This is a genomic window from Mycobacterium sp. IDUB_37 (assembly GCF_055419245.1).
This window is the reverse complement of record NZ_JBVAXG010000006.1, coordinates 366936-388471: the sequence shown is the minus strand read 5'-3', so window position 1 is coordinate 388471 and position 21536 is coordinate 366936. Positions and strand designations below refer to the sequence as shown.

Here is a 21536-nt window from a genome sequence, read left to right as displayed (position 1 = left end):
AATGCGACGCCAATCAATGTGACGCTGCCGTTCCCCGCTGCCACGCGGGTCGAGCTACACAAACGCCGCAGGCTTTCGGCGCATTCGCGCCCAGGCCCGCGGCGTCGGTGTTGCTGCGCTGGTGTTCAGCCCTTCAGGATCAGCCAAGCGATGAAACGTGACACAACAAGACGTTCTGCCGCCGACACCGGATGATGCCGGCCGGTTTGCAGGCGATGGGGCGCATCATCCCGGGGTGCCGGCGTTGCCTTGATTTCCGGTGCCTCCCGGAGTGGTCCCGCTTCCGCCGTTGCCACCGGCACCAGGGGTGCCACCGTCACCCGCTGGGCCACCGCCGTTGCCGCCGTCGCCCCCATCGCCCCCGGTGCCCCCGTTGCCTGTTGGGGCAGGGTTACCGGGGGCGCTGATGCCGCCGTTGCCGCCGGTGCCGCCGATTGTTCCGGCGCCGCCGTTACCGCCGACGCCGCCGCCGGTTGCGGTGCCACCGACGCCGCCGCTTCCGCCCTTACCGCCGGTGCCGCCGTTACCATTGGAGCCCCCTGTCGGGCTGCTGGGGACGCTGCCGCCGTTGCCGCCTGCACCGGCGGCGCCGCCGATGCCGCCGTTGCCGCCGTTGCCCCCGCCGATCGCGGCACCGCCAGCACCACCAGTGCCGCCGCTGCCGCCGGTGCCGCCGGTGCCGGCGTTGGCCGCGCTGCTGGGGTTGGCGCCGGGGCCACCGGTAGCTCCGTTTCCGCCGTTTCCGCCGTTTCCGCCGTTGCCGCCGTCGGTTGCAGTGCCGCCAGCGCCGCCGACTCCGCCGGCGCCGGCAGTGGCGCCGTTACCAGGCGCATTCGTACCGCCGCCGCCACCGTCCCCACCGAGCGCGCCCGTGCCGCCGTCGCCGCCGTTACCGCCGTGGATACCGCCAATGCCTGCACCGCCTGCGCCACCTACGCCGCCTTTGCCGCCGTCGCCGCCAAAGAAGCCGGGGTTGAGCGGATCTCCGGGCTCGCCGTAGGAGCCCTCGCCGCCGTTGCCGCCGGCGCCACCGTTGCCGCCGAATCCTGCGACGCCCTGACTGCCGCCGGTGCCGCCGGTGCCAGCCGCACCGCCCGCGCCGGCGGCGCCCCCGGCAGCACCGTTGCCGCCGTGGCCGCCGGGTGCCGAGGTTGTCCGGCCGCCTGCGAATGCGCTCAAGGCCTGCCCACCCTTGCCGCCGACGCCGCCGTTGCCGCCGATGCCGCCGGTGCCATTGGTGCCGCCGAAGCCGCTATTGCCACCGGCCCCACCGGTGCCGCCAATGCCGCCGACTGCGCCAGTTCCACCGTTAATGTCAGCAGTAGTGATGTTGTTATAACCGTCGTAGCCGGCCCCGCCGTTGCCGGCGTTGCCGCCCGCGCCTCCTGTGCCGCCGATGCCTACGTTGCCGACGCCACCGCCGGTGCCTGCGTTTCCGGCGGCTCCGCCGTTTCCGGCGTTGCCGCCGGTACCGCCGTTGCCTCCGTTGCCGCCGACCACGGGGGCAGTCCCGTTCGCGCCGGAGGTTCCGAGCAGTCCCAGACCGCCTTGACCGCCCGTACCGCCGGTGCCGCCGACGCCGCCGGTGCCGTTGATGGCGCCGTTGCCGTTGCCGCCGGCCCCGCCGTTTCCGGCGTTGCCGCCGGCAGCGCCGGTCAGCCCGTTGGGGTCAGTGACAGTGCCGTCGGCGCCGTTGCCGCCGGTGCCGCCGGTGCCGCCGGTTCCTCCGGTTCCGCCGGCTCCGTTGGCGCCGGCCGTGCCGCCGGCTCCGCCGGTTCCGGCTGCGCCGCCGAGTGCGGCTGCGCCGCCGGTGCCGCCGTCACCGCCGTTGCCGCCGGCCACCCCGATCGCGCCGGTGAGGCCCTGGCCACCTTGACCGCCGGTACCGCCGCCACCGGCAGCACCGCCGTTGCCGTTCGTGCCGCCATCGGTTGCGTTGCCGCCGGCCCCGCCGTTGCCGGCGTTGCCGCCCGCGCCGCCGGTTGCGCCGTCGATGGATCCGATCGCGCCGGAAGTGCCGGTGCCGCCCGTGCCGCCGGTGCCGCCGGTGCCGCCCACGCCGCCGTTGCCGCCGTTGATGCCGTTGATACCGGCACCGCCGGCGCCTCCGACGCCGCCGGTTGAGGCGTTACCTCCGTTGACCGCGTTGCTGCCGCCGACAACACCGGCGGGACCCGGAGCGCCATCGCCGCCCATGCCGCCCGCGCCGCCGTTGCCGCCAAAGCCCGCTGCCCCGTCGGTGCCGCCGCTTCCTCCGGTGCCGGCGCCGCCGCCAGCTCCGGCGTTGCCGCCGACACCGCCGTTGCCGCCGCTAGTGCCGCTGCCGTCGCTGACGATGAAGTTGCCGCCGCCACCCACGCCGCCAGCACTGCCGATAGCGCCGGTGCCACCGGCTCCGCCATTGCCGTTGGTGCCGCCAGCTCCACTATTGCCGCCAGCCCCACCTGCACCGCCGTTGCCCCCACTACCGCCGGTGCCGGCGGCGATGAAGCCGGCGCCGTCGCCACCAGCGCTGCCAATACCACCGTCGCCACCGGTACCGCCGTCGCCTCCATTGCCTGAAACGCCGGCCGCGCCGCCAGCACCACCGGTGCCCGCAGCACCACCGGCCCCGGCGTTACCCCCGGCGCCGCCCTGACCAGCGTTACCACCGTTCGGGCCGGCGCCACCGCCGGCAGGCACGACGACGTTGATGGCGCTGAAGCCGTCGCCGCCGTTGCCACCGGTCCCGCCGTTGCCACCTAGACCACCGGTGCCGTTGGTGCCACCAGCGCCGCTGAGACCGCCAGCCCCGCCAATGCCGCCGACGCCACCCTGACCGCCCGCGGTGCCGTTGTATCCAATTCCAAAGGTGTTGACCAAGGCGCCGTCGCCACCGCCGCCGGCGTTGCCGCCAGCTCCGCCCTGACCACCGGTCCCGAACGCGCCGGTGTTGCCTCCGACGCCGCCGGTGCCTACCGCCCCACCTGCGCCGGCGTTGCCGCCGGCCCCGCCGGCCCCACCGTTGCCACCCGGGTTGCCTGGGGTCGCGTCGAAGCCGCTATTGGATGCTCCATTGGCGCCCTTAGTGCCTGCACCACCGGTGCCGCCCTGGCCACCGGTGCCGCCAACGCCGCCGCTGCCGTTGGTGCCGCCCGCCCCGGAGTTGCCTCCGGCGCCGCCGGCGCCGGCGTTGCCGCCGGCACCGCCGTTACCGGCGTTCAGCCCACTGACGTCGGTGTCGCCGGCGGCGCCGTTGCCGCCGTTGCCGCCTTGGCCGCCCTGGCCGCCATTTCCGGCGTTGCCGGTGGTGCTGCCAGTACCGCCGGTTCCTGCGACGCCTCCGGCTCCGGCGTTACCGCCAGCGCCGCCGGTGCCGCCGTCACCACCGGTTGCACCCAGGGTGGTGGCGCCTAATCCGAGTCCGCCTTTGGCGCCCTGTCCGCCGTTGCCGCCGAGACCACCGGCACCGTTGGTGCCGCCGGCGCCGGAGTTGCCGCCGACACCACCCGCGCCGCCGTTACCGCCAGCGCCGCCGGCGTTGCCATTGAGTTGGCCGGTGACACCGTCGCTGCCGTCTGCACCGGCGCCAGCATTGCCGCCTGTTCCGCCCGTTCCGCCGGTGCCTGCGTTGCCGTTATTAACGCCGGTTCCTCCGGTGCCGGTCGCGCCGCCGTTTCCGGCAGTGCCGCCGGCACCACCGGCGCCGCCGTTGCCGCCGGCCTGGCCGAGGGTTGTCGCGCCGAGGCCTAGCCCGCCCTTGGCGCCTTGGCCGCCGTTGCCGCCGAGGCCGCCGGTGCCGTTGGTGCCGCCGGCGCCGGAGTTGCCGCCGGCGCCGCCGTTGCCGGCGTTACCACCGGCACCGCCGGTGTTGCCGTCGAGTTGGCCGGTGGTCCCGTCGGTGCCGTCGGCGCCCGCACCACCGTTACCGCCGAGGCCGCCGGTTCCGCCGGTGCCTGCGTTGCCGGTGTTGCCTCCGGTGCCGCCGGTGCCGGCCGCCCCGCCTGCCCCTGCGGTGCCGCCGACTCCGCCGTCGCCGCCGTTGCCGCCGGCTTGGCCGGCGGTGGTGTTGGCAGAACCGGTAGCGCCGGTCCCGCCGGTGCCACCGACACCGCCCACGCCGCCGGTGCCATTAGTGCCACCGGTGGAGCTGTTGCCGCCGGCGCCACCGGCGCCCGCGTTGCCGCCGGCCGCACCGATGCCGCCGTTGAGGCCTGAGGCGTTGGTCAAACCGTCACCGCCGGTCCCGCCGTTTCCGCCGGTGCCGCCGGTCCCGCCGGTGCCTGCGTTGCCGGTGTTGCCGCCGGTACCCCCGGTGCCGGTCGCGCCACCTGCCCCGGCAGTGCCACCAACCCCGCCGGTCCCGCCGTTACCACCGACCACTGCGACGGTCGTCGAGTCCAAACCGAGTCCACCGGTTCCGCCCTGGCCGCCGTTACCGCCGAGCCCGCCCGAGCCGTTGACGCCGCCCGCGCCGGCGTTGCCGCCGGCACCACCCGCACCGGCGTTGCCGCCGGCACCACCGGTGCTGCCATCGACCTGGCCGGTGACTCCAGCGGCGCCATCGGCGCCGGCGCCACCGTTGCCACCAAGGCCACCGGTTCCGCCGGTGCCTACCGCACCGGTGGTGCCGCCTGTGCCGCCCGTCCCGACGGCCCCTCCTGCTCCGGCGGTGCCGCCGACGCCACCTGCGCCGCCGTTGCCGCCGGCTTGGCCGGTGGTGGTGTTGTCACTGCCAGTGGCGCCGATGCCGCCGGTGCCTCCGACGCCTCCGGAACCGCCGGCGCCATTGGTGCCGCCTGTGGAGCTGTTGCCGCCAGCGCCACCGTTGCCGGCGTTGCCACCTGCCCCACCGGTGCCGCCATTGAGGCCGGAAGCGTTGGCCACACCGGTGCCGCCCGTGCCGCCGTTGCCACCGAGGCCGCCAATGCCACCGGTGCCAGCGTTGCCTGCGGTGCCAGAACCTGCAGTGCCGCCGGTTCCTGCCCCACCACCTGCTCCGGCGTTGCCGCCGAGGCCGCCGTCCCCGCCGTTACCGCCAGCCAGGCCGGCGTTGGTGTTGTCGCTGCCGAGACCGCCAGTGCCGCCGGTGCCACCGGTGCCACCCGCACCTCCGTTGCCGTTGGCAGTGCCGGTGACGCCGTTACCGCCGGCCCCGCCGGCACCGCCGTTACCGCCGGCCGCGCCGGCGCCAGCGTTGAGTCCGGCCACGTTGATCGCCCCGGTCGCGCCGGTGCCGCCGTTTCCGCCGGTGCCACCAGCACCGGCGGCGCCTGCGGCTCCCGTGGTGCCGCCGTTTCCGCCGGTGCCCACCGCGCCACCGAGGGCGGCGTTGCCACCGACACCGCCAGTGCCACCCGCTCCGCCGGCCACATCCACCGTGGACGAGCCCGTGCCCGTGCCACCGTTACCACCCAGACCACCGGTCCCGGCACCGCCACCCGAGCCATTGGTGCCGCCGACACCAGAGTCGCCGCCCGCTCCACCAGCGCCGGCGTTACCACCGGCACCTCCGGTGCCGCCATCAAGACCGGTGACGTTGGTGGCACCGGTGGCACCGGTACCGCCGTTACCGCCTTGGCCCCCGGTACCGCCATTTCCGGCGTTGCCGGCAGTGCCGGTGCCTGTGGTGCCGCCGGTGCCTGAGATGCCGCCTGCTCCGGCGTTGCCGCCGGCCCCGCCGGTGCCGCCGTTGCCGCCGGCTACACCCGGGGTGGTGGCGCCCAGTCCGAGGCCGCCGTTGGCGCCCTGGCCGCCGTTGCCGCCGACTCCGCCGGCGCCATTGGTTCCGCCGGTGCCGGAGTTGCCGCCGACCCCGCCAGCGCCGCCGTTGCCGCCGGCGCCGCCGGTGTCGCCGTCGAGTTGGCCGGTGACACCGTCGGCGCCCTGGTTGCCGGCGCCGCCGTTGCCGCCCACGCCTCCGGTCCCACCGGTACCGGCGTTGCCGGCAGTGCCGGTGCCTGCGGTGCCGCCGGTTCCTGCGATGCCGCCTGCTCCGGCGTTGCCGCCGGCCCCGCCGGTGCCGCCGTTGCCGCCAGCTACGCCCGGGGTGGTGGCACCTAGTCCGAGGCCGCCGTTGGCGCCCTGGCCGCCGTTGCCGCCGACTCCGCCGGCGCCATTGGTTCCACCGGCGCCGGAGTTGCCCCCGACCCCGCCGGCCCCGCCGTTGCCGCCGGCGCCGCCGGTGTCGCCGTCGAGTTGGCCGCTGACACCGTCGGCGCCCTGGTTGCCGGCGCCGCCATTGCCGCCCACACCTCCGGTCCCACCGGAACCGGCGTTGCCGGCAGTGCCTGTGCCTGCCGTGCCGCCCGTTCCAGCCGCACCGCCTGCTCCGGCGTTACCGCCGGACCCGCCGACCCCACCGTCACCACCGGCCCCGCCCGCGGTCGTGGTGTTATCTGAACCGGTACCGCCGGTGCCGCCGCCCCCGCCGTTTCCGCCGACCCCGCCGTTGCCGTTGCTGGCGCCGGTCACGCCGAGGCCGCCGGCACCCCCAATGCCGCCGCTACCGCCGGCCGCACCGGCGCCCGCGTTGAGACCGGCCACGTTGACTGCACCGTCGCCACCCGTGCCGCCATTGCCGCCGGTTCCGCCATTACCGGCGGCGCCGGCCGCTCCGTTGGTGCCGCCGGTACCACCGGCGCCTGCTGCTCCGCCGAGGGCGGCGTTGCCGCCGGTGCCGCCGTTGCCGCCGGTGCCACCAGCCACCCCGATGGTGCTCGACGCGGCACCCAAGCCACCCTTGCCGCCAGAACCTGCGTTGCCAGCGGCGCCACCGGAGCCACTGGTGCCGCCGACACCGGAGTTGCCGCCGGCACCACCAGCGCCGGCGTTACCGCCGGCGCCGCCGTTACCGGCATCGAGACCACTGACATTGACGTCACCATCGGCACCGGTGCCACCGTTACCGCCTTGGCCGCCGGTGCCACCGTTGCCGGCGTTACCGGCTGTGCCAGTGCTGCCGGGACCGGTACCTGCTGCGCCACCGGCGCCGGCGTCACCACCGACCCCACCGCTGCCGCCGTTGCCACCGGCAGCACCTAGTGCTGTCGGGTTGAAACCTTGCCCGCCCTTGCCGGCCTGGCCGCCGTTGCCGCCGGCACCGCCGCTGCCGTCGACCCCACCGGCAACACCTAGACCGCCGGCACCCCCGGTGCCGCCGGCGCCACCGTTACCGCCGGTGGTGCCGTCAATCGTCCCGCTCACACCGTCAGTGCCGTCCGCACCGGTACCGCCGTTACCACCAATTCCGCCCGTTCCGGCGTTACCGCCAGCACCGTTGGAGCCGGTGGCGGCAGTGCCGCCTGTGCCGGCTGTTCCGCCGGCTCCGGCGTTGCCGCCGACCCCACCGGCGCCGCCGTCGCCACCAGCTTGGCCGGCGGCGGTGTTATTCGAACCCAAACCACCCACACCGCCTTGGCCGCCGGTGCCGCCCACGCCGCCGTTGCCGTTAGCGATGCCGGTGACTCCGTTACCGCCGGCCCCACCAGCGCCTGCGTTACCACCTGCGCCGCCGGTCCCGCCGTTGAGACCGACCACATTGGTCGCCCCAGTCGCACCGGTGCCGCCGTTACCGCCGGTCCCACCGTTGCCGGCGGCGCCTACCGATCCGTTGTTACCACCAGTACCGCCGTTGCCTGCCACGCCACCGAAGGCGGCGTTGCCCCCTGCACCGCCGTTGCCGCCGTTACCGCCGGCCACCCCGATAGTGCTCGAAGCGGTACCCAAGCCCCCTTTGCCGCCAGAACCTGCGGTGCCTGCAGCGCCACCAGAGCCATTGGTGCCACCGGCACCGGAGTTGCCACCCGCACCACCAGCGCCTGCGTTACCTCCGGCACCACCGTTACCGGCGTCCAGACCGGCGACGTTGACGTCCCCATCAGTGCCGGTGCCACCGTTACCGCCCGCACCGCCGGCGCCACCGTTGCCGGCATTACCTGCGGTGCCGCCGATGCCGCCGGTGCCTGCGGCGCCACCGGCGCCGGCGTTACCACCGGCCCCGCCGCTACCGCCGTTACCACCGGCAGCACCCAGCGCTGTCGGGCTCAGACCCAATCCGCCCTTGCCGGCCTGGCCGCCGTTGCCGCCGACTCCACCGCTGCCATTGGCGCTGCCAGTGACGCCTTGACCGCCAGCACCGCCGGTGCCGCCGGCGCCACCGTTACCGCCGGTGGTGCCATCGATCGTCCCGGTGACACCGGGGTCACCGTCGGCGCCTGCGCCGCCGTTGCCGCCAGCGCCACCCTGTCCGGCGGCGCCTACCGCTCCGTTGGTGCCGCCGGTGCCGCCGGTGCCCGCTGCTCCGCCGAGGGCGGCGTTGCCGCCGGTGCCGCCGTTACCGCCGGTGCCGCCAGCTACCCCGAGGGTGCTTGACGCGGTACCCACGCCACCTTTGCCGCCTGAACCTGCGGTGCCTGCGGCGCCTCCGGAGCCATTGGTGCCACCGTCTCCGGAGTTCCCGCCGCCACCGCCAGCGCCGGCGTTACCGCCGGCACCGCCGTTACCGGCATCCAGACCGGAGACGTTGACGTCACCATCAGTCCCGGTGCCGCCGTTACCACCGGCACCGCCGCCGCCACCGTTGCCGGCGTTACCTGCTGTGCCAGTGCTGCCGGGACCGATGCCCGCTGCACCGCCGGCGCCGGCGTTGCCACCGACCCCACCGCTGCCGCCGTTACCACCGGCAGCACCTAGTGCTGTCGGGTTGAAACCTTGCCCGCCCTTGCCGGCTTGGCCGCCGTTGCCGCCGACACCGCCGCTGCCGTCGACCCCACCGGTAACTCCTTGACCGCCGGCACCGCCGGTACCGCCGGTACCGCCGTTACCGCCGGTGGTGCCATCAATCGTCCCGGTCACACCGTCGGTGCCGGCCGCGCCGGTCCCGCCGTTACCACCAGCCCCACCTGCTCCGGCGTTGCCGCCGGCACCGTTGGTGCCGGTGGCGGCAGTACCGCCGGTTCCGGCTGTGCCGCCTGCTCCGGCGTTGCCGCCGACTCCACCGGCGCCGCCGTCACCACCGGCTTGGCCGGCGGTGGTGTTGTCCGAACCCAAACCGCCGACACCACCGGCACCACCGGTGCCACCCGCGCCGCCGTTGCCGTTGGCGGTTCCGGTGACTCCGTTGCCACCGGCCCCACCAGCGCCGGCGTTACCACCTGCGCCGCCGGTCCCGCCGTTGAGACCGACCACATTGGTCGCCCCAGTCGCACCGGTGCCGCCGTCGCCGCCGATCCCACCATCGCCGGCGGCGCCTACCGCCCCGTTGGTGCCGCCGGTACCGCCGTTGCCTGCCACGCCACCGAGGGCGGCGTTACCGCCGGAGCCACCGTTACCGCCCGTGCCACCAGCCACCCCGATGGTGCTCGACGCGGCACCCAAGCCACCCTTGCCGCCAGAACCTGCGTTGCCAGCGGCGCCGCCAGAGCCACTGGTGCCGCCGACACCGGAGTTGCCGCCGGCACCACCAGCGCCGGCGTTACCACCGGCACCGCCGTTACCGGCGTCCAGACCGGCGACGTTGACGTCCCCATCAGTGCCGGTGCCACCGTTACCGCCCGCTCCGCCGGCGCCACCGTTGCCGGCGTTACCTGCGGTGCCGCCGGTTCCGCCGGTGCCTGCGGCACCGCCGGTTCCCGCGTTACCGCCGACTCCACCGCTGCCGCCGTTGCCGCCGGCTAGGCCCAGGGCTGTCGGGGACAAGCCCTGACCACCCGTGCCGGCCTGACCACCGTTACCGCCCACACCGCCGGTGCCGTTGAACCCGCCGGTTGCGGCGTTACCGCCCGCGCCACCGTTCCCGCCAACACCGCCAGCACCGCCGGTGTTGCCATCGACCGACCCGGTGACACCGTCTGCACCATTCCCGCCAGTACCGCCTTCGCCGCCGGTTCCACCGGCGCCGGCGATACCGGCTGCACCGGTGTTTCCGCCGGTTCCTCCGGTGCCTGCCGCGCCGCCGTTTCCGGCGGTACCCCCGATGCCGCCGTTGCCGCCATTACCGCCGGCCTGGCCTGCGGTGGTGTTGTCCAGTCCTGCGCCGCCCTTGGCGCCGGCACCGCCCTGACCGCCGACACCACCGGACCCGTTGACACCCCCAGCAGCGGCGCCGCCGCCGACGCCCCCGTTACCACCAGCGCCTCCGTTACCTCCGGTCTCGCCATCGGCGTCTCCGACCACACCGTCGGTGCCAACACCACCGTCACCACCCATTCCGCCCCCGCCACCGGTACCACCGGTACCGGCAATGCCTGCGTTCCCGCCGACGCCGCCGGTGCCAGCGGCCCCGCCAGCACCCGCTTTGCCGCCGGCCCCGCCGTCACCGCCACGGGTTCCCGTCAGCCCCGAAGTGGGATGATCCGCGCCGTCGCCGCCTACGCCACCGACACCACCGTGCCCGCCGGCACCGCCGGCACCGTTGACACCGCCGCCGCCGCTGTTACCGCCCACCCCACCGTTACCGCCGCCACCGCCGGCACCGCCGGTCTGGCCGTCCAGACCCACCACCCCGTTGACTCCGGTCGCGCCGTTACCGCCGGTGCCGCCGGCACCGCCGCCACCGCCTGCACCGGTGGTGCCCGCTTTAGCGCCGAAACTGATCAAACCGCCGCCGCCGGCTCCCGCAGCACCGCCGTTACCGCCGCCACCGCCGTCACCACCGAGACCACCGGCGAGCCCTGCTGCTAGGCCGTCGGCTCCTGTGCCGCCGCCCCCACCAAGACCGCCGGCGCCACCGCTACCCCCGGTGCCGGCGAAACCGATGAACTTGTTGCCACCACCCAAACCACCGGCGCCGCCGTTACCGCCAGTTCCGCCCGCACTTCCATTGATGTTCAATGCGTCGCCGCCGGGGCCGCTGCCCCCGCTACCGCCGGCACCGCCGATACCGCCGGCACCGGCCGCGCCCAGCAACCAAGTACTGCCTCCCGCACCGGCCGCGCCACCGTCGCCACCCGATAAGCCGACGCCGGTCCCGCTGGCATTGCCTCCGATGCCGCCTTGGCCGCCGAAACCGCCGGCCCCGCCATTGCCGAACAACCCGGCGGTGCCACCGCTACCGCCGACACCGCCCCGCCCGGCAGCTAAATCAAGTCCTCCGGCACCGCCAGCCCCGCCATGACCAGCCGCTCCGCCGTTACCGAAAAACGAACCGCCACCACCAGCACCGCCGGTGCCACCCCCGCCGCCGGCTAAGAGTGAGCCTGCGATCCCGCCGGCACCGCCGCTACCTCCCAGCCCACCCTGGCCGAACAACAGCCCGGCCATTCCGCCACCACCACCGGTGCCACCCAACCCGCCGACACCGCCCACACCACCGAAGCCACCCGATCCACCCGACCCGAACAACCACCCACCGTTACCGCCACGACCACCCAACCCACCGGCGAGTCCGGTAGCACCCGCGCCGCCGATACCACCGGCGCCACCACTGCCGATAAATCCGGCAGAACCGCCCCGCCCACCCGCACCCGCAGCCACCGTCGCGGTCCCCGCCACACCGGAACCGCCGTTACCGCCGTTTCCCCATAAAATTCCGCCATCACCACCGGCCTGTCCGGTGCCTGCGGCCCCGCTGGCCCCATCACCGATCAACCCACGCCCCAACAACGCCTGCGTCGGTGCGTTGATCACAGCTAATAGGTTTTCTTCAAACAGCTGCAGCGGGGAGGCGGCCGCCGCCTCGGCCGTGGCGTATGCGGTGCCCGCTCCACCCAACGACGCCACCAGTTGGGCATGTAACGCCGCTGCCCGCGCGCTGATGACCTGATATTGCTCGCCATGCGAGCCGAAGAGCGCCGCGATCGCCGCCGATACCTCGTCCCCGGCAGCAGCTACCAACCCCGTCGTCTGCACCCCAGCAGCGGCGTTAGCCGACGTAATCGACGACCCGATTCGGCTCAGCTCCGCAGCGCCGGCGGTTACTACGTCTGGAGACACAAAAACAAACGACATCAACCCGACCCCTTTAACCTAGAAAAAATCCAGACGTAACAAGATCGCCCACCATGCGCGAGTTTGTTTTATATACCATCTGTAACCCGCAATTGACCTCACCGAAATAACAGCTATTCGCAAAATGACTTAAAGGTCAAGAGCCGAAGTTTCAAGAAGGCTCCAGCGCGGGGACCGTATGCAGTGCGAGGGGAGGGGCGGCACTGCGTCACGCCGCTATACCGGCAGAAAGCTGACCACCCGTACCTGGGCGCCGCCCGCCCGCGCGGTTGTCACGACAGGCCCGCGAACAGGTCCGCAGCGCGAGTGTGGTTCGAATTTGTTCTCGAACTCCTGCGCGGTGGCCACCTCAGGTGGCGGCGTCGCGCGTCAGGCCATATCGGCCATCGTGGGCCTGTAGCTGGCCGTGAAAATTTCGAAACAAGTATTTAACTACTAAATTGCTAAACCGTCAATAAGCTGTGCTCGGCAAGTTGTTCTCATATATGAGTTATCGGTGGATGTTTGAAATTTCTCAGCTATTGTCTATTTGTACAATAAGGCAATGACTCACTATTGCCTGTATGTCAAATAGGGCCGAATGCCGTTAACGAACAAATCGCGGGATCTGTCGGTGTTAACACCTGCTCCTCATCGTTGCCGCAACCTACTGACGAACTCGTCGACAACGGTGCCGCCCGCTCCGGCAGGAAGCCGAGACAGGCGGCACCGTTGACCGTGCCTGCTGGGTTATCAAGGTGTGCCGTTGCCACCCTTTGCGCCGGGAGTGCCCGTGGTCGACCCGGTGCCGCCCGCGCCGCCGTTGGCACCGGTCCCGCCGCCACCGACGGGTGTGCCGGTACCGCCGTTTCCGCCGTTTCCGCCGTCGCCGCCGTCGCCGCCGCCGCCTTTGGTGCCGCCGAGGAGTGAGCCTGGGTCGCCACCGTTTCCGCCGTGGCCTCCCACTGTGCCGTCGCCGCCGTTCCCGCCAGCGCCGCCGCCGATCGCGCTGCCGCCAAAGCCGCCACTGCCGCCGTCGCCGCCGATGCCGCCGTCCCCGCCGTTCCCAAGGAGGATGCCGAGCACGCCGCCAACGCCGCCAGTGCCACCCGCGGTCGACGCCCCGCCGTTGCCGCCATTGCCGGCGTTTCCGCCGCCGACCGCGGCGCCGCCTGTGCCACCGGTGCCGCCGGATCCACCAGCGCCGCCAGTGCCACCATCCAAAACACTGATGTCAAGGCCGCCGCCGGATGCCTGGCCTGCGATTCCGCCGCTGCCACCCAGACCGCCATTACCGCCGTTACCGCCGTCAATACCGATGCCGCCAACTCCGCCTGCGCCACCAGTTCCACCGGCACCGCCGTCACCGCCGGCTCCAATGTTGATGTTGAGTAAGAAGTAGCCGGAACCGCCAGTACCACCAGTTCCGCCTATCCCACCAGCACCACCATCTCCTCCATTAATGCCGCCGATGCCTGCGCCGCCGTTGCCGCCGTCGCCGGCGCTACCACCAGCTCCGCCGGCACCGCCATCGGTCAGTCCGATAGCACCCGCCAGGCCCGCGCCGCCCTTACCGCCGTTGCCGCCGACACCGCCCTTGCCGCCGAACCCAGCAGCACCTGTCGTACCGCCTGTGCCGCCGACGCCGGCTGCGCCACCGAGTGCAGCCTTGCCGCCGGCGCCGCCGTCGCCCCCATCGCCGCCGGGAAGGCTGAGCGTGAGGTTGTCCCCGCCTGCGCCGCCGGTGCCGCCGGTGCCGCCGGTGCCGCCGGCTCCGCCGGAGCCGTTGAGTCCGCCGACCACGCCCGCACCGCCGGCGCCGCCCTTGCCGGCGTCACCACCCGCACCGCCGTTGCCGCCGTCGAGGAGTCCGCCCAGGATGCCTGGGCTGCCGGTGCCGCCGGTGCCGCCGGTGCCGCCGGCCCCGCCGTTGCCGGCGTTGCCGGATGCGCCTGTGGTGCCGCCGGTGCCGCCGATACCGGCGGCGCCGCCGAGGGCGCCCTTGCCGCCGATGCCGCCGGTGCCGCCGTCGCCGCCGTCACCGACGATGATCAGGGAGGTGCCGTCGACGCCCTTGGCGCCGTTGCCGCCGGCACCACCGGTGCCGCCGGTGCCGCCGGCACCGCCGGAGCCGTTGAGTCCGCCGACCACCCCGTTGCCCCCGGCGCCGCCCTTACCGGCGTCGCCACCGGCACTGCCGTTGCCGCCGTCGACCAGGCCACCCAACACCCCTGGGGTGCCGTCAGCGCCCTTGCCGCCGTTGCCGCCGCCGCCACCGTTTCCGGCGTTACCTGCAGCTCCATCGACGCCGCCGGTGCCGCCGGTGCCCTTGGCGCCACCCAGGGCGCCGTTACCGCCGGTGCCGCCGGTGCCGCCGTCACCACCGGCTACACCCAGCGCGCCATCGAGACCGGTGCCGCCCTTACCGCCAGTGCCACCGGTGCCACCCGCGCCACCAGAGCCGTTCGCTCCGCCGGCAACACCGATACCGCCCGCGCCGCCCTTACCAGCGTCACCACCCGAGCCGCCCGCGGTGCCGTCCAGGACACCCCCCGGGATGCCGGGGGCGCCTGCGCCGCCGTTGCCGCCGCTACCACCAGCACCACCGTTGCCGGCGTTGCCCGAGCCACCCGCGACACCGCCGGTGCCGGTTCCGCCACCGGCTGCGCCACCGAGCGCGCCGTTACCGCCGAGTCCGCCGGTGCCTCCGTCACCGCCGGCCAGACCTGGTACCAGCAAGCCGTCCACACCGGTGCCGCCCTTGCCGCCGGTCCCGCCGGTGCCACCGGCACCACCGGAACCGTTGAGTCCGCCGGTCACACCCGCGCCGCCGGCGCCGCCCTTACCGGCGTCACCGCCAGCACCGCCGGTGCCGCCATCGAACACCCCGCCCGGAATGCCTGCTGAGCCTTCGCTGCCGTTGCCACCGTTACCGCCGAGGCCACCGTTGCCAGCGTTACCGGCCGCACCCGCGGTGCCCGCGGTGCCGGCTCCGCCGCCGGCTGCGCCTCCGAGAGCGCCGTTGCCGCCGGCGCCGCCGGTGCCGCCGTCGCCGCCGGCCAGGCCGGGCAGCAGTGCGGCGTCGATGCCGTCGCCGCCCTTACCGCCAGTGCCACCGGTGCCACCCGCGCCACCAGAGCCGTTCGCTCCGCCGGCAACACCGATACCGCCCGCGCCGCCCTTACCAGCGTCACCACCCGAGCCGCCCGCGGTGCCGTCCAGGACACCCCCCGGGATGCCGGGGGCGCCTGCGCCGCCGTTGCCGCCGCTACCACCAGCACCACCGTTGCCGGCGTTGCCCGAGGCACCCGCGACACCGCCGGTGCCGGTTCCGCCACCGGCTGCGCCACCGAGCGCGCCGTTACCGCCGAGTCCGCCGGTGCCTCCGTCACCGCCGGCCAGACCTGGTACCAGCAAGCCGTCCACACCGGTGCCGCCCTTGCCGCCGGTCCCGCCGGTGCCACCGGCACCACCGGAACCGTTGAGTCCGCCGGTCACACCCGCGCCGCCGGCGCCGCCCTTACCGGCGTCACCGCCGGCACCGCCGGTGCCGCCATCGATCACGCCGCCGGGAAGGCCAGGTGTGCCGTCGCCGCCCTTGCCGCCGACACCACCACCGCCACCGTTACCGGCGTTACCCGCGGCACCCGCGACACCACCGCTACCTCCGGTGCCTGCGGCACCGCCAAGCGCGCCCTTACCTCCGGCACCGCCGTCGCCACCGTCACCACCGGCCACACCCAGCGCGCCATCGAGACCGGCGCCGCCCTTGCCGCCCACACCCGCGGTGCCACCGGCACCGCCGGAGCCGTTGAGGCCGCCGGTCACACCCGCGCCGCCGGCGCCGCCCTTACCGGCGTCACCACCGGCACCACCAGTGCCGCCATCGATCACGCCGCCGGGAAGGCCAGGTGTGCCGTCGCCACCCTTACCGCCAACACCACCACCGCCACCAGTACCGCCCGCGCCCGCGGCACCGGTGGCGCCACCGCTACCCCCGGTACCTGCAATGCCACCAGCGCCGGCCTTGCCGCCAACACCGCCGTCGCCACCGTCACCACCGGCCACACCCAGCGCGCCGTCCAAGCCAAGGCCGCCCTTGCCACCTGCCCCGCCGGTACCACCGACACCGCCCGAGCCATTCACCCCGCCGGTCACTCCCGCACCGCCGGCGCCGCCATTGCCGGCCGCACCGCCAGCACCGCCGGTGCCGCCGTCGATCAGGCCGCCAGGAATACCAGGTGTGCCGTCGCCACCACCACCGCCGTTACCGCCGATGCCACCGGCACCGCCGACACCCGCGGCACCCGCAACTCCACCGCTACCTCCGGTTCCGGCCGCACCACCGAGTCCGGCCTTACCACCCACGCCGCCATCACCGCCCTTGGTGCCGGCGAGGCCCAAGGCGCCGTCGCTACCGTTTCCGCCGCCTCCGCCGGTGCCGCCGGTTCCACCGGCACCTCCGCTGCCATTGGCGCCGCCAAAGGCGCTATTGCCACCCAGGCCGCCCTTCCCGCCCGCGCCTCCGGTACCACCAGTGGTGCCGTCAAGTCCTGGGATGCTCAGACCAGCGGCGCCCGCACCGCCCGTACCGCCGCCGCCGCCAGTTCCGGCGCTGCCGGCCAAGCCGTTTGCCCCGCCGCCAAGGGCTAGGAAGCCCCGTCCGCCCCCGACACCTGCAGCGCCTCCGGTGCCGCCCGTGCCGCCGTCACCGCCCGTACCGCCCACTCCGAGCGACAATGCCGTGCCAATCGCTCCGGTGCCGCCGGCACCGCCGGCGCCGGCCACGCCGCCGTTACCACCGTTACCGACGAAGCCGAGGAACGTATTGGCGCCGCCGATTCCGCCCACGCCGCCGTTTCCGCCGGTGCCACCCGTGCCGCCGACGCCAAGAGTCAACGCCGTGCCAACGGCCCCGGAGGCACCTGTGCCGCCGCCCCCGCCGACGCCGCCGTGCCCGCCAAAGCCGATCAGTGCGGCGGCCCCACCTGCACCGCCGGTTCCGCCGTTTCCGGACGCCAGACCTGTATCGCCGGTACCTCCGGTCCCACCGAAGCCACCGCCGCCGCCTGTCCCGCCGGCACCCAGGAACCAACCGTGGCCACCGGCGCCCCCGGACCCGCCCGCGCCACCAGCCTGCGTGAGGCTCGCTGCGCCACCTGTGCCGCCATTACCACCAGGTGCGGCCTCACCGAAGAAGATGCCGCCGGTGCCACCTTGCCCGCCGGAACCACCAGCTTGCCCGAGTGCGCCCGTTCCACCGCCACCACCAAGTCCGCCAAAGCCGATCAGGCCCGCGCCGCCGCCGCTGCCGCCCAGGCCACCGCCCGCCCCGAGTCCACCGAGACCGCCGTACCCGCCACCGCCGCCCGCGCCGTACAACCACCCGCCATTGCCGCCGTGGCCGCCGACGCCGCCGACCTGGCCGGCCGCGCCGGCACCACCCGTACCACCGAGACCGCCGCTACCGATCAACCCCGCCGAACCGCCCTGCCCGCCGGTTCCGCCAGCTCCCGCGACGCCTGACCCGCCGTTGCCACCGTTGCCCCAGAGGATTCCGCCGTCTTGCCCCGCTTGCCCGGTACCGGCCGCGCCGCTGGCGCCATCGCCGATCAACTTGCGTCCGATCAGGATCTCGGTGGGTGCGTTGATGAGCGCGAGCAGGCCCTGAAGTGGTTCCGCGTTGTAGAGCTCGGCGGCCGCGTATGCGCCACCGGCTCCACCAAGTGACTGGACGAACTGCGATTGAAACGTAGCTGCCCGCGCGCTGATGGCCTGGAAATCCTGAGCATGCGTACCGAAGAGTTGCGCGATCGCGAGCGAGACCTCATCGTTGGCCGCCGCGAGTATGGAGACTGTCGGGTTGGCTGCGGTGGAGGTGGCAGCGTTGACCGTCACACCGATCTGGGCCAATTCCGCGGTCGCGGCTGACACGACGTCGGACGAGAAGAAGACAAAAGACATTGAATGAGACCCCTCAACCCAGATCGCCCAACCCCACAAATGGCGATCGTCCAATATTGCGGGAAATCCTATGGCGAACTTCTGACCGATACCTAGCCGTTGCGTGTTTTGGATATAGACCGCGTTTCGCGGCTCAGGGGCAATTAGCGTTAATTGTCTTTTTGAGTGAGTAAAACGAAATAATGGTGGCATCGTATGAATTCGATATGTGAGCGTGTGTCGGGCGCGCCGTCGGCAGCTAGGACTGTTATGTGCCGCAGACGATCTGGCGCCGGAGATGAGTCGGCGACGCATCCCGGACGGACGGACGGCCACCGCGGGTCGATCGCAATTACTGCAGTTCAGGACCGGTGAGACAATCGCATGGGATCGAGGAGGCTCAGCAGTTGATGTCACCTCGGCTCGGTTTGGGAGCACCGAGCTTCAGAGGTGCGCTCGGCTAAGCAATGTAGATCGGGTCAGTGAACTAGCAGAGGACGCGTTGGAACCGACGGACATAGCAATAATCGGGTTCGCGTGCAGGTTCCCCACGGCCGCGAGTCCCCGCGACTTCTGGCGTCTGGTCCGCGACGGGCGCGAAATCGAAAACCACGAGATTGACGGCGTCGCCGACTTCGACGCCGATTTCTTCGGAGTTGCGCCGCGCGAGGCTAGCGCGCTGGATCCACGCCAACGACTTGCCCTCGAACTCGTGTGGGAACTGATTGAAGACGCCCGCATTCTGCCTGAAAGCGTTAAAGGACAACAAGTCTCGGTTCACCTCGGTGCGATGAACGACGACTACACCGTGCTGACGCTTCGTGATGCCGAGCGCCTGGACCATCACTCATTCGCCGGCGGCAGTCGAGGCATGATCGCGAACCGGATCTCCTACGCATTCGGATTTCATGGGCCGAGCATGGTGGTGGATTCCGGTCAATCTTCTTCGCTGGTGGCGGTTCACCTTGCCTCCGAAGGATTGCAGGCAGGCGCTTCGTCGCTGGCTATCGCCGGTGGCGTCCACCTCAATCTGGCCAGCGAAATCGCAATGCTGGAAGGACATTTCGGTGCGTTGTCGCCGAGCGGACGTACCTTCGCTTTCGATGAGCGGGCCGACGGCTACGTGCGGAGCCAGGGCGGGGCACTGGTGCTTTTGAAGCCACTGCGCGCTGCACTCGATGACGGCAACACGATTCGGGCCATCATCCGTGGCAGCGCTATTGGTAACGCGGGGCGCAGCACGACCGGTTTGACCGTTCCGTCGGTGTCCGGTGAGGCCGCCGTCATCCGCGAGGCATTGGCCGATGCGGGACTGGACGCCAAACAGATTGACTACGTGGAGGCTCACGGCACGGGTACGGCGATCGGCGATCCGACCGAGGCCCGTGCCCTGGGCGATGTGTTCGGTGCACTTCGGGAACGTCCATTGGTCATCGGCTCGGTGAAAACCAACATCGGTCACACCGGAGCGGCGTCTGGAATTGCCGGCCTGCTCAAAGCCGCGCTGTCAATCGAAAATGCTTGTATTCCAGCAAGTCTCAACTTTGAAAGTGCCGCGACCGACCTGGAGCAGTTGGGACTCCGTGTGAGCACGGCCTTGACACCGTGGCCGGCCACCGGCGAGCCACGGCGGGCCGGGGTGTCGTCGTTCGGGATGGGCGGGACCAACGCACACCTCATCCTCGAGCAAGCGCCCCGCGTCAGTCCCGCTGAGCACGTTGGTAACCCGGGCGCCATCCCCATCGTGCTGTCGGCCCGCAGCGCCGCCGCGCTGACAAATCAAGCGACGCGAATGTTGACGTGGCTGGTCGACCGCCCCGAACTTGATGAAGTCGACATCGCATGGTCATTGGCGGCCACTAGATCCGTCTTCGAGCACAGGGCCGTCATCGTGGGCGCGGATCGTTCGGACCTGATGGCGCCGCTACGCAGTCTCGCCGCGGGTGAACCGGCGCAGGGTTTGGCAGCGGGTCGCGCACGCCAGGTCGACAGAACGGTGTTCGTCTTCCCCGGACAGGGTTCACAGTGGTTGGGCATGGGACGGCAGCTCTATGAGCACTTCCCCTGGTTTGCAATGGCTTTCGACAGGGTCGACCAAGCCCTCGATGCTCATCTCCGATTGCCGCTTCGACAGGTGATCTGGGGCGAAAACGAGGCGCTGCTGGAAAACACCGAATTCGCCCAGCCCGCATTGTTCGCCGTGGAGGTGGCACTGGCCGCGCTGCTGAGTCGGTGGAACGTGGTCCCGGACCTGGTGATGGGCCACTCGGTCGGAGAGATTGCCGCGGCGCACATTGCAGGCGTGCTGTCGCTGGATGATGCGTCGACCCTGGTGGCCGCGCGAGGTCGGTTGATGGCCGGACTGGCGGCCGGTGGCGCGATGGTTGCCGTGGCCGCTTCAGAAGCGGAGGTAGCGCCTTTATTGGCCGACGGGGTCGATATTGCAGCGGTCAATGGCCCTGAGGCGGTGGTGATTTCGGGCCCGCAAGCCGGCGTGGATGCGGTGGTCGGGCAGTTGGTGAGCCGAGGGCGACGGGTGCATCGATTGGCTGTGTCCCATGCATTTCATTCCGCATTGATGGAACCGATGCTCACCGAGTTCCACAGCGTAGCAGCTGGTTTGACCGTAACGCCGACACAGATCGAGTTGATATCCAACGTGACAGGAGAGCTGGCGGGGGAGGGCTACGGGTCGCCCTCGTATTGGGCCGAGCATGTGCGTAGACCGGTCCGGTTCGCCGACAGCATCAGGCGGGCGGAGTCACTGGGGAGCTGCGTGTTCGTCGACGTGGGTCCTGATGCTGGACTGACAACATCGGAACCCTTGCTGGCTCGGGACCGTGGCGAGGTTGAGTCGCTGCTGACGGCGGTCGGCCACCTGTTCACCGAGGGCGTCGACGTGGCATGGACCTCGATTCTCGAGGGTGGCGCGCCGGTCGAGTTGCCCACCTACGGGTTCGCGCGAAAGCGTTTCTGGCTGGGCGACCACAGCGTTACTGCCGATCGTGCGGCGGCTGAAGGCGGCCTGCAGGAGCGGCTCGCCCGCCAGGAACCGGTCGAACGGCACCGGCAGCTGTCCGACTTGGTGCGGGCGCACGCGGCGGCGGTCCTGGGCCACCCGAGCGGGCAGGATATCGACCCCGAGCGCGCTTTCCAGGACCTCGGATTCGGGTCAATGTCGGGAGTGGAGCTGCGCAACCGGCTAAAAGTTGCTACCGGATTGCCGTTGTCGCGGACGTTGATATTCGACTATCCGACAACGGCGGAGTTGGCGCGTTTTCTAGATCAACAACTTTTCCACAGTCCCGACGAAGAATCCGAGGACGAGAGAATCTGGTCGTTGTTGCGCAACATTCCAATCCAGGAACTGCGCCGTGCCGGTTTGCTCGACAAGCTGCTGCTGCTGGCTGGGCAGACGGAAAGTGGCACTGCCGAAACGGCTTTGGGCGACGACGCGATCGACTCGTTGAGTCCGGCCGATCTCATCGCGATGGCGCTGCGGGGCGACGACGCAAATGACTCGGCCCCGGAAAATCCAATGCGTCAAGCGTAAATAGTGTGACTTCGGCGACACAAATAAGACACCTGTTGAATAAGGCAAATCTTTGCGGCCATACGTAAGTCAGATTAAACTCGGAACACCAGGGGGCATTTGCGGGTGGGGCTAGCCGGGTAAACAACTGTCA

The 21536-nt window shown here is 72.0% G+C and carries 3 protein-coding genes; 1 reads left to right on the top strand and 2 read right to left on the bottom strand.

The genetic code is table 11. The annotated features are described in order from the left end of the window. Positions 1-225 precede the first annotated feature (225 nt). Together ACZY1I_RS21980 and ACZY1I_RS21975 are read right to left on the bottom strand one after the other, a co-directional pair. Complete coding sequence (locus ACZY1I_RS21980) at positions 226-11928, bottom strand: PE family protein (protein WP_463757094.1); 11703 nt, start codon at positions 11926-11928, stop codon at positions 226-228. A 732-nt stretch (positions 11929-12660) separates the two neighbouring features. Beyond that, on the bottom strand, positions 12661-17871 hold the full coding sequence (locus ACZY1I_RS21975; protein WP_463757091.1) for a PE family protein: 5211 nt from the start codon (positions 17869-17871) through the stop codon (positions 12661-12663). Between the two features lie 481 nt (positions 17872-18352). Here ACZY1I_RS21975 and ACZY1I_RS21970 point away from each other — a divergent pair, with 481 nt between their 5' ends. Continuing rightward, a complete protein-coding gene (locus ACZY1I_RS21970) occupies positions 18353-21403 on the top strand; it encodes a type I polyketide synthase (protein ID WP_463757089.1) in 3051 nt (1016 codons plus the stop codon). Positions 21404-21536: the final 133 nt, after the last annotated feature.